The sequence below is a fragment of the Nitrobacter sp. Nb-311A genome (assembly GCF_000152905.1).
GTDB lineage: Bacteria > Pseudomonadota > Alphaproteobacteria > Rhizobiales > Xanthobacteraceae > Nitrobacter.
In genome coordinates this window covers 1-13,343 of record NZ_AAMY01000049.1, presented here as the reverse complement: position 1 = coordinate 13,343, position 13,343 = coordinate 1, and the positions used below count along the sequence as shown (strand labels likewise).

The window sequence follows — 13,343 nt, the reverse complement described above, 5'->3', positions numbered from 1 at the left end:
GGTCGCTGCCAGCGCCGTCGGGCGCCCGGTCGAAGTTCAAGCCTATGCCGATCGCATCGTGATCCGTCAGGACGGGCGCATCGTTGCGGAGCATCCGCGATCGTTCGGACGCGGCGAGACGACCTACAATCCCTGGCACTACGTGCCGGTGCTCGCGCGCAAACCCGGGGCCTTACGTAACGGCGCACCCTTCAAGGACTGGGTGTTGCCGGCCGCGATCGAACGGATCCGGCGCAGGCTCGCCAGCACCGACGACGGCAATCGACAGATGGTCGACATCCTCAATGCGGTGCTGACGGACGGTTTGTCGGCGGTCGAAGCCGCCTGCGCCGAGGCGATCGCTCATGGCGTTCATTCCGCTGACGTCGTTCTCAACATCCTGGCTCGCCAACGCGAACCCGCTGCACCGGCCAACATTATGACGCCGGCGGCACTGACGCTCCGCCATGCGCCGATCGCCGATTGCGCCCGTTACGACAACCTCCGGAGGACCATCTGATGGAACGAACCCAAATCTTCGACCTCATGGGTGAGCTCAAACTCTACGGAATGAGGGCTGCCTTCGACGAGATCATGGCGACGGCCGTCAAGCGCCAGCACGAACCTCAGCACATCGTCGGCGACCTGCTCAGCGCCGAGATCAACGAGAAGCAGGCGCGGTCGATCAAGTACCAGCTCACCATCGCCAAGCTGCCATTGGCCAAGGATCTCGATGACTTCCAGTTCGAAGGCACGCCGATCAATCAGACGCTCGTCAATGATCTCGCCGGCGGCGGCTTCATCGCCCAGCAGCGCAACGTCGTGCTCGTCGGCGGCACCGGCACAGGCAAAACCCACCTGGCCATCGCAATCGCCAGAAGCTGCATCCGATCCGGCGCCCGCGGTCGCTTCTACAACGTGGTCGACCTCGTCAATCGCCTCGAGATCGAGACCCGTAACGGACGTCAGGGCCGGCTTGCCGAACATCTGACCCGGATGGACTTCATCGTGCTCGACGAACTCGGATATCTGCCCTTTGCCCAATCCGGCGGCCAGTTGCTGTTCCATCTCGTCAGCCGGCTCTACGAGCGTGCTTCCGTCATCGTCACCACCAATCTCGCCTTCGGCGAATGGCCCAGCGTGTTCGGCGACGCCAAGATGACCACCGCGCTGCTCGACCGGTTGACCCACCACTGCGACATCGTCGAAACCGGTAACGACAGCTGGCGCTTCAAAAGCCGCGACGACGATCACGCCACCCGCGCTCGTCTCGTCTCCGCAATCCCGGCCAGCTCCGACGAGTCGAGCGCTACCCTCAAACCACGCCGCGCGAAGGGGTCAAAATTGAACGCCGATACGGGGTCAAATTTGCGAGCCGATTGACACGACGGTGCGAGCATTCGGTTGAGCGGACTCGATCTCGTGCCACCATTCTTTGATATTTCCTTCGACAATTTTCGAACAACGCGTCAATGCCGGCTGATTTGGCGCGAGGGAGATCTCGTTGGCGTTGCCTTCGAGAGCTGATATCTTCGCAGTGCAACCTCGCTGGCTCTAACAGAAGCGAGATAGTTGCAGGACGCCAGCTAACAAATCCTAGCCGCCCGGCTTTCCCGTACTTGGCGCGAAAGCGGACGCCACGTGCATCATCTTTTCCCGGCACTCTCGAGCGTAGTTCATCAGCGCGTCTCGTGTCCGCGCGTCGTCAATGGACTTGGCTAACCGCTCAGCTCTCTCAGCCTGCTCACGAAAACTCTGGATCATGTGCCACCTCGTTTTAGGCACAAGTTGAGGCAAATACCTTCGTTCCAGGAAACCGCGGGTCAGGCTTAACGGCGGGTAAAAACTGGCGATGTCCCTAGATGAAATCCGCCCGACGCTGAGGCTCGCCGGCGGGGTAAAGTGGAGAGGGTCGGGATACGCATCAGTGCTGTGGGTCATCAATCTTGGGCGTTGTCTAAAGCGCCCAGCGCAGTCTCATTGCCAGCTTCGCGGCCAGGAACGCTTATTCGGACATCGCGGTATTGCCTGGGAGGCATCGATGCGGCCGCGACGGTGGCTTCGAAGGCTGCTTCCTTCGTGGCATATTCGTTGTTTGCTTGCCCGTCATGAGCGCGGCCCACGATTCGTTCCGTCTCGTACTGACGTGAGACGTAACAGGAGCGCCGTTTTGCCGCGACATCCGATAGGCGACAGAGCAATGACCGGCGCGGAATGCCAGCGCCAATGGCGAGAGCGGCTACGCCCGCGCTGAAAGCCAGGTGGCGGGAGCTGTTCGGCACCGAGCCACCGCCCTACAACAGGCGCTTCCTCGAAAGCCGTTTGGCTTACCGTATCCAGGAATTGGCGTATGGCGGGCTGAAGCCGCAGACGTTGGCCCGGCTGACGGAATTGGGAAAGCAGTTCGACAAGCCTGACGTTCCTTCGATCCGCAAGCGGACGATTAGCGAGCGTCCCATCGCCGGCACCCGGCTCATCCGGGAATACCAGGGCGTTGAGCACTGCGTCACTGTTCGCAGGGTGTTCCCCGTCAGTGCCCCTGAGACAAATTGAGGGACTTTCCGAAGGGAGGATTTCTGGTTCATCGTAGCCGTAAGGAGTGAAGATGAAGCAGAAATCCGGGTCCGGCAAAGCGCCGGCAGAACAAGTACTGAAGGACATCCGACGCCAGACCCGTCGGCAGTATTCGGCGGAGGAAAAGATCCGCATCGTGCTGGAAGGACTGCGCGGTGAGGAGAATATCTCCGAGCTTTGCCGCCGCGAAGGCATCGCCGCCTCGATGTATTACGGCTGGTCCAAGGAGTTTCTTGAGGCCGGCAAGCGCCGGTTGTGGCCCCAAGCTTCTGCTTGCCGCCGGTGGATCGTTGCACCGGCGTCAGGCCGAGCCAGGCGGCGAAGTCGCGCCCTTTGCGGAACGTCTCCACCGGTGGAGCAAGAGCCGCGATGGCTGTCGCAGTGATCGGCCCGACACCCGGTATCGTCATCAACCGCGAAGGCATATCTTCTTCCTTGGCCCGCTTGGCTATCTCGCGGTCCAGCGCGCTGATCTGTTCCGCGAGCATCATTACCATCCCGATCAGCACATCGAGCATCGCACGCGTGGCCTGCGGCAGATCGGAGCCTGGCTCGTCGACCAATGCCAGCAGCCTCGGCAGGTTCGCAGTTCCCTTAGCGGCGACCAGGCCATACTCGGTGAGTTGCCCGCGCACCGCGTTGATCAGCTGCGTTCGCTGGCGAACCAGTAGATCGCGCGTGCGGAAGATTGCGGCGCTTGCCCGAAGCGGAAGCGTCCGGCGCGCGGCGGAAGCCCGAGATTACACCGCTCGACCGCTACCCGCTCAATGTGAACGACGAAACCGCGAGCAATCGCATTGTCGAAGCGTTTAGAGGTTACTTTTCATCAGAACGGGTCAAGCACACCGGGCCTGCCCCCGCTTCAAGGGACTTTGTTCAGCGCCGGTTTACACCTTGAGAGTGCGAACGTCGTCGTTCGTCCAGTCGCGGCGAACTGCCGCTTTCTTATTGGGCAAAACTTCGCTCCTAATTTGTTACTGTCGCGGTGTAGCAGATAGCCACCGGCGCAAACCAACGCGAGTCATCATCATTTGCCGCGAACCTGTGGGTCCATGATGAAACGTAAAAGTTCGTAGCGATTACGGCTGGTCAGGGCGTAAAGATATATGCTTGATATTTCTTTTTAGAGGTGTAGATTTGACTCGTGGCGAGGGTCCTAGTCCCTTCCTTCGCCGCAGCTCCGCGATCCGGTACGAGTACCAGTAGGTACCGGGTCGCTCTGCTCACTACGAAGATGGAACGGTAGCTTGATTTTGGTTCTGTACACCAGCCAAACTAACGAGGGGCTGAGAAAGGTTCTCAATGAATACCGTTGATCAAGTTCAAAAAGCAGCCGAATTGCAAAAGAACGCCGAAGACTTCGCCAACAGGCAGGCTGATCCGCGTTCCAGTGCGAGCCTTGTGCCAATGCTTGTCGCCGGGGTTGTTCTAACTTTTGGAGGGATGATTGCCGCCTTGGCCTTTACTTCAGTGACTTAAAATATAGGTCAATATCGAGGTCGGTCACCTGTGAGCTGCTCATGCGGAGGGAGACGAGTGCAATGGCTATGCGCCACGCCAGCCCCGAAGAAGTTTTTGATCTCGCGCCATTGGGTCCGAAGCTGAAGGACGCGCGGACAACCGCCGTCGTGAAATCGGAAGCGTTCGAGGTCGTGCGCCTCATCGTTCACGCTGGCACGGATATCAAGGCGCATCAGGTTGACGGTCCCATCACGCTTCATTGCCTGGAAGGTCGGGCTCTGCTCGGCTTGCCTGAAACGTCACTTGAACTTTCGGCAGGTCAATGGGTGTATCTCGAAGGGGGCGTTCCGCACTCGCTCAGGGGAATCGAGGATACTTCGTTACTGCTCACGATTCTTTTCTTCTCCGGAAAGTTCCGGACCTCTCAGTGATCAAAGGGAAAGATGTGGCCATGAAAGATGAGGTGACATGAAGATAGTTGTAGCAACAATTCTAATCATCGGAACATTGGTTGGCATTAGCGCGCTGGTGTCTGCTGCTTACAAAACGGATAAAGCTGCTCCTTTTGCCAGCAGTGTGTGGCATCAGCACGAAGAATTGACGCGGCGTGCAATATACGTCTCCATTGTTGTGGGTTAATGGTAGCTGGAGACCTGACACTCCTTAACGCCTTCTGCCGCGGGAAACTGCTTCAGCCTACGATAGGTTTGCCCGGCTGACGGGCAGCATAGTCGCGGCTGAGATTTACCGGAGTTGCTTGATCATGAATCGCAATAATGAAGTGTGCCCAGGCGGTGTCCCCCCAATCAGGAACGCACCAGATATCGAGAGGCCGCTAACGGTCGAGGATTTGGTGGCGGAGCTGAGCCAGTGGCACGGTGATGATCAAGTGGTGTTCCGATCGACCTCGGATGGTAGCGCGCTGCGGTTCAGTTGTTTTCGATCACCCGAGGCCGGAATCCTTGAGATCAATCTCAACGACTAGCATGGATGGGCGACAGCGGCGCGCTTCACGCTTGCTTGCCTACTAACGGATGGAGGGCACCTTGGGCGATAAGGTTCGTACATTCGTTGACCTTTGGGTCCAGTCTCACATCCACGCCGCGGGTTATCAGGCGAAGGGGGATACCAGGCTTGCTAAGGCGCTTGTTCGTAAGTGCCTTGAGATGGCTAAAACGGAGGGCATGTCAGCCAACGATATCGAAGCTGAGTTCGGCGATATCATTGAGTATGTTCAGTGGCAGATTAAACGCGTAAACAAGGATTTCGCCATGAGCGTGACGGATATCGATAGGGCAAATAACCGACGTTTCGATCAACAGTTGGAAGAAGGCTTGATCGACTCATTTCCGGCATCCGATCCCGTAAGTGTGACGCAGCCCAGCAAATCCAGATTCGAATTTCGCTAAGATTTGCTAAGGCCGGATCTCCAGCGCGGCTGAATGCAACCGCACCAACATTTCCTGCAACTCGGGACAACTGCTCCGCTTTGCGGATCGCGACATGAGCACTCTGACATTTCGCAGCTTCGGCTGTGAATCGGCACAGAGGTCAGATCGCTGCAGGTGCCAACAGTAACGCCATAAAGACAATCAAAAAAGCCGATCGGAGTGGAGTCACGATCGGCGCCAATCGTGATCGCAGCAATTGCCCTTGCCGCTCGTTACGGGATGATGCCGTGCGCTTTCAAGAGCCGCTGATAGTCATACGAACAATATTGGCTGCCGCGACTGGCGCGCCGCATTCAGTGCAGCAAAACCCTCAGGCTTGTTTCTTTGTCCTCACTCACTTCGCCGCCGGCGTCACCGCGTCGAAGCGATAGCTCGCATGGCAGGCGACACAGGCCGACAGCTGCGTGCTGAGTGTCGCTAGCACCTGCTCGCGGCTCGTACCCGAGTCGGCTGCGGTAGCAATCTCATCGAAGCGCTTATGGACGCTGAGCCCAAGCTGCTTGAACTCGAGTGGCAACTTGGCCATCAGTGCCGGATTGACGTCGGCGGTCGTTGCCATACCGCTCGCGCGCGCCGCCTGCGCAACCTGCTTCATGTCGCCTTCCTTCACCCCCTCGACGACCATCTGCACAGTGTCAAGCATACTGCGCATTTCGGAGAGCACGAGATTGCGCTCATCCGATCCCAGCAGAACAGTCGTGCGTCCGTCGGGCGCCACTTGCGTCTGACCGCGAACGAAGAAGAATGCGGCGACGGCAATGGTAACAAACCAAAGGGCAATGGCAGTGATGGACAGCGCACGTGCAGTCATAGACGATTCTCCTGTTGCATATGAATAACAGTTGTTGCCAGTGAGTGGCAGCCTTCCCTGCGTCGCTGATGCTCAGCGATGCCCTCAAGGCACATTGCGGGCCGCCCCCCCAAAAGGAGAGCCACTGGACACATCGCCATCGCGTCGATGATCTACTTCTCCGCGCTAGGAACACGTCCTGTCCTGCATGAGCTCCTTATCATTGTTCTCGTCATCACAACGACCCCGATCGGCCTGATGGTTCTGGTCAATGCCGCACTTTTTCGGGATAAGTTTGAAGGCGAAGGAGCGTCTCAGCGAAATGCAGAAGAGCAGCATCGCTGAGCTTGGCCAGGGAGCATCGCGAACGCGACTGCGGCGTCCATTCCTGTGCCTGCCCAGCGGCAATGAGCCATCGATATAGCGGCTTTTGGATATCGTCCTCACGTTCGTTCGGCGTCTGGCCCTGTTGTCATAAGCGATTGATCTCAGCAAGTCCCGTTGCCGCGCCGGCTCCAAGTATTTCGCCGCCGATCACGCGCGAAGCTCTCGCGCCGATGACTTCACATCATGTAGAAAGATGCGCGCGTCACAATTTTGCGAAGGCTGGTCAACCTTGGAATCGCTCACCGCGCTCCGCCATCTGTCGGCGCGACCCTCTTGGAGCGTTGCTGCGCCGGGCCGGTCGCATCGATCAGGTTGAAGGCTGTATTGATGAGCCCGATATGTGAGAAGCCTTGCGGAAAGTTGCCCACGAGCCGCTTTCGAATGGGATCGTATTCTTCTGCGAGAAGCCCGAGATCGTTGCGAATGACCAAAAGGCTTTCGAAGAGTTTTAAAGCATCATCAGTTCGTCCGAGCATCACATAGGCGTCGGCTAACCAAAAACTACAGGCGAGGAACGCGCCTTCTTCGCCTCCGATTCCGTCATCGACTTGATCTGTCGAATATCGCAGCACGAACCCATTGCGGACGAGTTCTTGCTCGATAGCCCTAATCGTGCCGACCACGCGCGGGTCGTCGGGAGGCAAAAAGCCGACCTGTGGGATGAGGAGGAGGCTCGCGTCCAGAGCCTTGCCGCCATAGTACTGCGTGAAGCTATTACGACTGGGATCAAAGCCGTTTTCGCAAATGTCCGCGTGGATCGTGTCGCGAAGTTCTCGCCATCGATCAACCGGGCCATCCAGCCCGAAATGCTCGACGGACTTGATAGCGCGATCAAAGGCGACCCAGCACATCAGCCGGGAGTGGGTGAAGGCTCGCGGTTCTCCTCGTACTTCCCATATGCCATTGTCCGGCTTTCGCCAGACCGTCTCAAGATGATCGAGAAGAACGCCTGCCAAGCGCCAGGCTTCGGCCAGCGGCGCGAGTTCAGCTTCCCGCGCGGTATACAAGGTTTCGATCAATTCGCCATAAACGTCGAGCTGTATCTGGCCGACTGCTTCGTTACCGATTCTGACTGGAGAACTCTTTTTATAACCCGGCAGCCAAGGAATCTCATTTTCCGGCAACCAGCGTTCGCCAGCAATGCCATACATAATGTGGAGCTGCTCGGGTCGTCCGGCAGCAGCTCGCAACAGCCATTGCCGCCAAGCCTCGGCCTCCTCGCGATAACCCGCGTTCAACAGCGCGTACAGAGTGAGGGCCGAATCCCGTAGCCAACAATAGCGATAATCCCAGTTGCGGCTTCCCCCGATCGCTTCCGGAAGAGAGGTCGTCGGCGCCGCGACGATGCCCCCCGTCGGTTTGAAGGTGAGCAACTTGAGCGTGATGAGGGAGCGGATGACCGCATCGCGCCATATGGGATGCTTAATGTCAAAGTGGCATCGCTTTGACCATTCTTGCCACCACGAAATCGTGCGGTCCATAGTCTCAGAACTATCCGGAACGAACTGAGGCATTTTATGCGAGCGATGATAGGAGAGCGTGAAAGGCACCTCTTCGTTTTCCTGAGCCGTGAAATGAGCAGTCGTTGTCATATCTCGGCCCACCAAGGCCACGGCGGTGTGCAATTCGACCGCGTCTGGGCCGGCGACGGCGCTGAGACCATAATCGCGGCGCCGCACCCAGGGAGCGGCCTGCCCGTAATTGAATCGGAGAATCAGTTCCATGCTCATCGGCACCTCGCCCGATACGCCACGCACTATGCGCACCACGTCGACTTTCTCTTCATCATGGGTAAGAGGCATAAAGTCCGTAAGCGTGCAGACCCCTGTCGCAGTCTCAAAGCGAGTCTCGAGCACCGCTGTTCCTAGGATATAGCGCCGACTGATGCGGCAGGTGGGATCTTCTGGCGCCAGCAGCCAGCGGCCATGCTCTGGACCGCCCAGGAGGGCAGCAAAGCACGCAGCGGAGTCGAAGCGCGGCAGGCAAAGCCAGTCAATCGACCCGTCGCGGCTCACGAGCGCTGCGGAGACCATGTTGCCGATGATGCCATAATCCTCGATAGGCTTCGACATGCCCACTCCCTTTTATCTGTCAGCCTTCGCCACGGAACGCCGGATAGAGCGTCATACCGCCATCAATGACGAGCGCTGTGCCGGTGACGTAATCGGCCGCGTCCGATGCAAGCCAGACGATGGCGCGGCCGATATCTTCAGGCTCGCCAATGCGCCCATAGGGAATGAGCTTTAAAAGTTTGGTCATCTTCTCTTCACTCGCCCAAGATTCGTGGTTGATCGGCGTTCGAATCGCGCCGGGCGCCACCGAATTCACCCGGATCTTCATCGGTGCCAGCTCTTGGGCGAGCGATCGCATAAGGAGAGAGAGACGCCCCCCTTCGAGGCCGCATAGTTTGTCTGAAAAGCCCAAGGAATGATCGCGTGGACCGAACTGACGAAGATGATCGTGCCGATGGCGCCGGACGTGTGCTCGCTTCTTGTATGGTTCAGAAAAGCGCGCACCGCTGCGCGAGAGCATAAGAACTGCCCGGTAAGGTTGACGTCGATGACCGCCCGCCAATCGGCGAGCGTCATATCCTGAATTGGCGCAGGCCGCTCGATACCGGCATTGTTGACCAGGATATCGAGCTTGCTGAACCGATTGAGCGTCCCGGCGAACATGGCTTCGACCTGATCTTCGCTGCTGATGTCCGCGGCGATCGCTAAGGCGCGCCCCTCGGCATCACCGATCTCTCGGACAACGGCTTCAGCTTCAGAACGCGAGTCCTCCGACGGGAAATGATTTACGATAACCGTTGCGCCGGCTTTCGCGAGCGCAATCGCGGTTGCGCGGCCGATGCCGGACGACGCGCCGGTGACAACAGCCACCTTGTGCTCCAGTATATTCGAATTCATCGTTTCCTAGGGTCGGGACCCATAAAAATGATTCTTTCGGCGCTGAGTTTGTGATTCACGGTCTCCGATAGGAGGCGCTCCATGAGTCGCGATTGTTTTTGGCTAACGAAGGATCAGTTCGCTCTTCTCAAGCCGCTTCTGCCTAACGATACGCGCGGCAAGCCGCGGGTCGATGATCGGCGGGTCATCAGCGGCATTATCCAGGTTCTGAAGTCCGGTGGGCGCTGGATCGATGCGCCGGAGGTCTATGGTCCGCGCAAAACACTCTACAATCGTTTCGTCTGCTGGGCAGCGAAGGGCGTATGGGTAGACATATTCCACGCACTCGCAACGGCTGGTGGACCTCCTGCGCAGGTCCTGATCGATAGCTCGGCCGTGAAGGCGCATCGATGCGCATCTGGCGGCAAAGGGGGGAACATCAGCAGGCCATCGGCCGATCGCGCGGCGGGCGCACGACGAAAATCCACGCGCTGACCGACGTGGAGTGTCGTCCCGTCGCGTTCTTGCTGACCGGGGGGCAGATAGCCGATTGTACCGCTGGAGCGGTTCTGCTCGAAGAGATGCCACGTTCCGCGATCCTGCACGGCGACAAGGGCTACGACAGCGATGCCATCCGCCAGCAGGTCGAGCAACGCGGCACGATGCCGAACATCCCGCCCAAGGCCAATCGCAAATGGAAAAACTGCTTCTCGCCCGTGCTCTACCGCGATCGCAATGCCATTGAGCGCATGTTCTGCCGTCTCAAAGACTTCCGGCGTGTCGCAACCCGCTATGACCGTCTTGCCGTCAACTTCATGGCTGCCGTCTGCATCGCCGCAACCGTCAGCTATTGGTTATGAGTCCGGGCCCTAGTGTTTTGCGGGAGGCTAGCGTATCCCGAGACAGATATGCGGATGAGGCCGGACGCCATCTAAATGCCCAACATGATTTCCAGCCTCGCTTGATTAGGACATCGGCACCCTTGACGGGGCGCGCGCCTTCCGCGACGGTTTCGCCATCGTCTCGATGTGACCATAGGTGGAATGATAGAGCACGAGAATTTTGGTCATGGTGAGTCGTTCTCATTGATCGATAGGAAAGCGGCGGCGATGATGCGGCGAGCTGACCTTCACTGCAGCGATCTGGCGAACAGGTGGTCTTGGTAATTTGCTTTGATTGGATGAGGCACTCCTACCTTTTCGGTTTTGGTATCTGGGCTATTTAAGCATTCGACGATCGTTGGTTTCCAGGGCCCTGACCAAATCGCCCAGCCGGGTCATGCGCCAAGCGGATGCCCCCGCTCTTGGCCTTGACGTAGCCGAGTTGGGTGTCAATCGGCTTGCAAATTTGACCCCGTATCGGCGTTCAATTTTGACCCCTTCGCGCGGCGTGGTTTGAGGGTAGCGCTCGACTCGTCGGAGCTGGCCGGGATTGCGGAGACGAGACGAGCGCGGGTGGCGTGATCGTCGTCGCGGCTTTTGAAGCGCCAGCTGTCGTTACCGGTTTCGACGATGTCGCAGTGGTGGGTCAACCGGTCGAGCAGCGCGGTGGTCATCTTGGCGTCGCCGAACACGCTGGGCCATTCGCCGAAGGCGAGATTGGTGGTGACGATGACGGAAGCACGCTCGTAGAGCCGGCTGACGAGATGGAACAGCAACTGGCCGCCGGATTGGGCAAAGGGCAGATATCCGAGTTCGTCGAGCACGATGAAGTCCATCCGGGTCAGATGTTCGGCAAGCCGGCCCTGACGTCCGTTACGGGTCTCGATCTCGAGGCGATTGACGAGGTCGACCACGTTGTAGAAGCGACCGCGGGCGCCGGATCGGATGCAGCTTCTGGCGATTGCGATGGCCAGGTGGGTTTTGCCTGTGCCGGTGCCGCCGACGAGCACGACGTTGCGCTGCTGGGCGATGAAGCCGCCGCCGGCGAGATCATTGACGAGCGTCTGATTGATCGGCGTGCCTTCGAACTGGAAGTCATCGAGATCCTTGGCCAATGGCAGCTTGGCGATGGTGAGCTGGTACTTGATCGACCGCGCCTGCTTCTCGTTGATCTCGGCGCTGAGCAGGTCGCCGACGATGTGCTGAGGTTCGTGCTGGCGCTTGACGGCCGTCGCCATGATCTCGTCGAAGGCAGCCCTCATTCCGTAGAGTTTGAGCTCACCCATGAGGTCGAAGATTTGGGTTCGTTCCATCAGATGGTCCTCCGGAGGTTGTCGTAACGGGCGCAATCGGCGATCGGCGCATGGCGGAGCGTCAGTGCCGCCGGCGTCATAATGTTGGCCGGTGCAGCGGGTTCGCGTTGGCGAGCCAGGATGTTGAGAACGACGTCAGCGGAATGAACGCCATGAGCGATCGCCTCGGCGCAGGCGGCTTCGACCGCCGACAAACCGTCCGTCAGCACCGCATTGAGGATGTCGACCATCTGTCGATTGCCGTCGTCGGTGCTGGCGAGCCTGCGCCGGATCCGTTCGATCGCGGCCGGCAACACCCAGTCCTTGAAGGGTGCGCCGTTACGTAAGGCCCCGGGTTTGCGCGCGAGCACCGGCACGTAGTGCCAGGGATTGTAGGTCGTCTCGCCGCGTCCGAACGATCGCGGATGCTCCGCAACGATGCGCCCGTCCTGACGGATCACGATGCGATCGGCATAGGCTTGAACTTCGACCGGGCGCCCGACGGCGCTGGCAGCGACCGAGTATTTGTTGTTGTCGAAGCGCACCAGGCAGGTCTTCGAGACCGATGCCGGCACCGCGTGGAATCCGTCGAACCGGCCAGCATAGGGAACGAGCTTGGGCCGCTCGGCTTCGAACACCTCCCAGACCGTCTGTTCGGCCAGTTCTGGATGTCGGTGCGCCTTGGCGTAGGCGATGCACTTATCCAGAAGCCACGCGTTCAACTCGTCCAGGGTTTTGAACCGCAGCCGTGGCGTGAAGAACCGTTCCCGGACCAGCCCGACCTGGTTCTCGACCTGACCCTTCTCCCAGCCCGACGCCGGCGTGCAGGCGACCGGATCGATCAGATAGTGGCTGCACATCTGCAGGAAGCGGCGATTGTAGCGGCGATCCTTGCCGACGAAGATCGTCTCTACCGCCGTCTTCATGTTGTCGTAGATGCCGCGGCTGCAGGTACCCTTGAACAGTGCGAACGCCCGGTCGTGGGCGTCGAATACCATCTCCTGCGTCTCCCGCGGATAGGCCCGCACGAACAGCATGCGGCTGTGGCACAGCCGGACATGAGCGACCTTCACGATCGCCGTCACGCCGTTGAGGAGAACGATCTCATGGCTCCAGTCGAACTGGTAGGCTTCGCCCGCCGCAAAGCTCAACGGAACATAGGCCGCCGCGGTCGATTGCCCGCGCTCCTTGCTCCAACGCCTGGCGTAACGCCGTACGGCATCGTAGCCGCCGTCATAGCCGCGTCCGCGCAACTCTTCGAAGATCCGGATCAGCGTCAGCTGTTCGCGAGCCGATTTGGCCGCGTTCGCCGCCAGCAGTTCATCAAGCTCCGCCGCCCAACGCCCGAGTTTGGGGCGCGGCTGGATCGAACGCTCATACTCGAACAAGGTCTTGCCCGACCTCAGCACCTTCCGGACCGTGTTCCGCGACACCTTCAGGTCACGGGCGATCTCCTTGATCGTCTTGCCCTTGATGAAGTGTTCGCGCCGTATCCGCGCAATCGTCTCCACGATCAGCATCCCCGACCACCTGCTTCATGACAAAGCAGGCAGCGCAACAGCCAACCTGTAGGGGGTCAATTTTGGACGCCGATCCCCCGGCTTACGGGGTCAATTTTGCATGCCGAATGACAAAGAAGG

15 protein-coding genes and 4 pseudogenes are annotated in these 13,343 nt (G+C 59.1%); 10 read left to right on the top strand and 9 right to left on the bottom strand.

Going from position 1 to position 13,343, the window contains the following annotated elements; all coding sequences use genetic code 11:
• Both NB311A_RS08765 and istB (NB311A_RS08760) read left to right on the top strand, forming a co-directional pair.
• Positions 1 to 499: pseudogene (locus tag NB311A_RS08765) on the top strand (IS21 family transposase); the annotation flags it as partial.
• Positions 499 to 1,362 (top strand): IS21-like element helper ATPase IstB, encoded by an 864-nt coding sequence (istB, locus tag NB311A_RS08760; protein WP_009796681.1) that lies wholly within the window; start codon positions 499 to 501, stop codon positions 1,360 to 1,362. The pseudogene NB311A_RS08765 and the gene istB (NB311A_RS08760), both read left to right, overlap by 1 nt.
• 557 nt (positions 1,363 to 1,919) lie before the next feature.
• Here the strand turns inward: istB (NB311A_RS08760) and NB311A_RS22580 are convergent.
• On the bottom strand, positions 1,920 to 2,105 hold the full coding sequence (locus NB311A_RS22580) for a hypothetical protein (RefSeq protein ID WP_040674568.1): 186 nt from the start codon (positions 2,103 to 2,105) through the stop codon (positions 1,920 to 1,922).
• Between the two features lie 100 nt (positions 2,106 to 2,205).
• On the opposite strand from NB311A_RS22580, the gene NB311A_RS08745 reads away from it, so the two are divergent.
• Positions 2,206 to 2,532 (top strand): DUF2924 domain-containing protein, encoded by a 327-nt coding sequence (locus NB311A_RS08745; RefSeq protein ID WP_207382365.1) that lies wholly within the window; start codon positions 2,206 to 2,208, stop codon positions 2,530 to 2,532.
• Between the two features lie 52 nt (positions 2,533 to 2,584).
• Positions 2,585 to 2,809, top strand: a pseudogene (locus NB311A_RS20455) (transposase); the annotation flags it as partial.
• Between the two features lie 58 nt (positions 2,810 to 2,867).
• Here the strand turns inward: NB311A_RS20455 and NB311A_RS22575 are convergent.
• Positions 2,868 to 2,963, bottom strand: a pseudogene (locus NB311A_RS22575) (transposase); the annotation flags it as partial.
• A gap of 892 nt (positions 2,964 to 3,855) precedes the next feature.
• On the opposite strand from NB311A_RS22575, the gene NB311A_RS21945 reads away from it, so the two are divergent.
• From NB311A_RS21945 to NB311A_RS08730, 4 genes are all read left to right on the top strand, one after another.
• Positions 3,856 to 4,032 carry a hypothetical protein gene (locus NB311A_RS21945; protein WP_009798158.1) on the top strand — a complete coding sequence of 59 codons (177 nt, stop codon included), beginning with the start codon at positions 3,856 to 3,858 and terminating at the stop codon, positions 4,030 to 4,032.
• Between the two features lie 62 nt (positions 4,033 to 4,094).
• Entirely contained in the window at positions 4,095 to 4,445 is a 351-nt protein-coding gene (locus tag NB311A_RS08735; protein WP_009798157.1) for a cupin domain-containing protein, read from the top strand.
• A gap of 37 nt (positions 4,446 to 4,482) precedes the next feature.
• Positions 4,483 to 4,653: a hypothetical protein gene (locus tag NB311A_RS21940; RefSeq protein WP_165475246.1), complete on the top strand. Its 171-nt coding sequence runs from the start codon at positions 4,483 to 4,485 to the stop codon at positions 4,651 to 4,653.
• A gap of 407 nt (positions 4,654 to 5,060) precedes the next feature.
• The gene (locus NB311A_RS08730; RefSeq protein ID WP_131522898.1) at positions 5,061 to 5,423 is read left to right on the top strand and encodes a DUF768 domain-containing protein; all 363 of its coding nucleotides are present in this window, start codon (positions 5,061 to 5,063) and stop codon (positions 5,421 to 5,423) included.
• 376 nt (positions 5,424 to 5,799) lie between these two features.
• Here NB311A_RS08730 and NB311A_RS08725 read toward each other — a convergent pair whose 3' ends face one another.
• Positions 5,800 to 6,276: a hypothetical protein gene (locus tag NB311A_RS08725; RefSeq protein WP_009798155.1), complete on the bottom strand. Its 477-nt coding sequence runs from the start codon at positions 6,274 to 6,276 to the stop codon at positions 5,800 to 5,802.
• Positions 6,277 to 6,354: 78 nt separating this feature from the next.
• Between NB311A_RS08725 and NB311A_RS23165 the strand changes: the two genes are divergently transcribed.
• Complete coding sequence (locus NB311A_RS23165; protein WP_116394744.1) at positions 6,355 to 6,600, top strand: monovalent cation/H(+) antiporter subunit G; 246 nt, start codon at positions 6,355 to 6,357, stop codon at positions 6,598 to 6,600.
• Between the two features lie 281 nt (positions 6,601 to 6,881).
• Here NB311A_RS23165 and NB311A_RS08715 read toward each other — a convergent pair whose 3' ends face one another.
• From NB311A_RS08715 to NB311A_RS08710, 3 genes are read right to left on the bottom strand one after another with little or no spacing between them, the layout of a single operon-like run.
• The gene (locus NB311A_RS08715; protein ID WP_009798153.1) at positions 6,882 to 8,714 is read right to left on the bottom strand and encodes a glycoside hydrolase family 15 protein; all 1,833 of its coding nucleotides are present in this window, start codon (positions 8,712 to 8,714) and stop codon (positions 6,882 to 6,884) included.
• A gap of 19 nt (positions 8,715 to 8,733) precedes the next feature.
• Entirely contained in the window at positions 8,734 to 8,982 is a 249-nt protein-coding gene (locus tag NB311A_RS23160; protein ID WP_009798152.1) for an SDR family oxidoreductase, read from the bottom strand.
• Positions 8,979 to 9,551, bottom strand: a complete 573-nt coding sequence (locus tag NB311A_RS08710; protein WP_009798151.1) for an SDR family NAD(P)-dependent oxidoreductase — start codon at positions 9,549 to 9,551, stop codon at positions 8,979 to 8,981. Before NB311A_RS08710 ends, NB311A_RS23160 begins: the two co-directional genes overlap by 4 nt.
• 81 nt (positions 9,552 to 9,632) lie before the next feature.
• Here NB311A_RS08710 and NB311A_RS20440 point away from each other — a divergent pair.
• Positions 9,633 to 10,390, top strand: a protein-coding gene (locus tag NB311A_RS20440) for an IS5 family transposase (protein ID WP_371256483.1) whose coding sequence is annotated in 2 segments (ribosomal slippage) — positions 9,633 to 9,959 and positions 9,962 to 10,390 — 756 coding nt in all. Because the reading frame shifts where the segments join, the coding sequence is not laid out codon by codon here.
• A gap of 97 nt (positions 10,391 to 10,487) precedes the next feature.
• On the opposite strand, the pseudogene NB311A_RS23155 reads toward NB311A_RS20440, so the two are convergent.
• From NB311A_RS23155 to istA, 3 genes and pseudogenes are all read right to left on the bottom strand, one after another.
• Positions 10,488 to 10,600 (bottom strand): annotated as a pseudogene (locus tag NB311A_RS23155) (NAD(P)H:quinone oxidoreductase); the annotation flags it as partial.
• Between the two features lie 260 nt (positions 10,601 to 10,860).
• The gene (gene istB, locus NB311A_RS08695; RefSeq protein ID WP_009798065.1) at positions 10,861 to 11,724 is read right to left on the bottom strand and encodes an IS21-like element helper ATPase IstB; all 864 of its coding nucleotides are present in this window, start codon (positions 11,722 to 11,724) and stop codon (positions 10,861 to 10,863) included.
• Positions 11,724 to 13,223, bottom strand: coding sequence for an IS21 family transposase (gene istA / locus NB311A_RS08690; protein WP_009796680.1), 1,500 nt, complete (start codon positions 13,221 to 13,223; stop codon positions 11,724 to 11,726). The genes istB (NB311A_RS08695) and istA overlap by 1 nt, the downstream gene beginning before the upstream one ends.
• Positions 13,224 to 13,343: the final 120 nt, after the last annotated feature.

Excerpts from the sequence above, each read along its gene's own strand:
- NB311A_RS23160 (WP_009798152.1), bottom strand. The coding sequence starts at position 8,982 with ATGAAGATCCGGGTGAATTCGGTGGCGCCCGGCGCGATTCGAACGCCG.
- istB (WP_009798065.1), bottom strand. The coding sequence starts at position 11,724 with ATGGAACGAACCCAAATCTTCGACCTCATGGGTGAGCTCAAACTCTAC.
- NB311A_RS21945 (WP_009798158.1), top strand. The coding sequence starts at position 3,856 with ATGAATACCGTTGATCAAGTTCAAAAAGCAGCCGAATTGCAAAAGAAC.
- istA (WP_009796680.1), bottom strand. The coding sequence starts at position 13,223 with ATGCTGATCGTGGAGACGATTGCGCGGATACGGCGCGAACACTTCATC.
- NB311A_RS08710 (WP_009798151.1), bottom strand. The coding sequence starts at position 9,551 with ATGAATTCGAATATACTGGAGCACAAGGTGGCTGTTGTCACCGGCGCG.
- NB311A_RS23165 (WP_116394744.1), top strand. The coding sequence starts at position 6,355 with ATGCCCTCAAGGCACATTGCGGGCCGCCCCCCCAAAAGGAGAGCCACT.
- NB311A_RS21940 (WP_165475246.1), top strand. The coding sequence starts at position 4,483 with ATGAAGATAGTTGTAGCAACAATTCTAATCATCGGAACATTGGTTGGC.
- istB (WP_009796681.1), top strand. The coding sequence starts at position 499 with ATGGAACGAACCCAAATCTTCGACCTCATGGGTGAGCTCAAACTCTAC.
- NB311A_RS08735 (WP_009798157.1), top strand. The coding sequence starts at position 4,095 with ATGGCTATGCGCCACGCCAGCCCCGAAGAAGTTTTTGATCTCGCGCCA.
- NB311A_RS08715 (WP_009798153.1), bottom strand. The coding sequence starts at position 8,714 with ATGTCGAAGCCTATCGAGGATTATGGCATCATCGGCAACATGGTCTCC.
- NB311A_RS08725 (WP_009798155.1), bottom strand. The coding sequence starts at position 6,276 with ATGACTGCACGTGCGCTGTCCATCACTGCCATTGCCCTTTGGTTTGTT.
- NB311A_RS08745 (WP_207382365.1), top strand. The coding sequence starts at position 2,206 with ATGGCGAGAGCGGCTACGCCCGCGCTGAAAGCCAGGTGGCGGGAGCTG.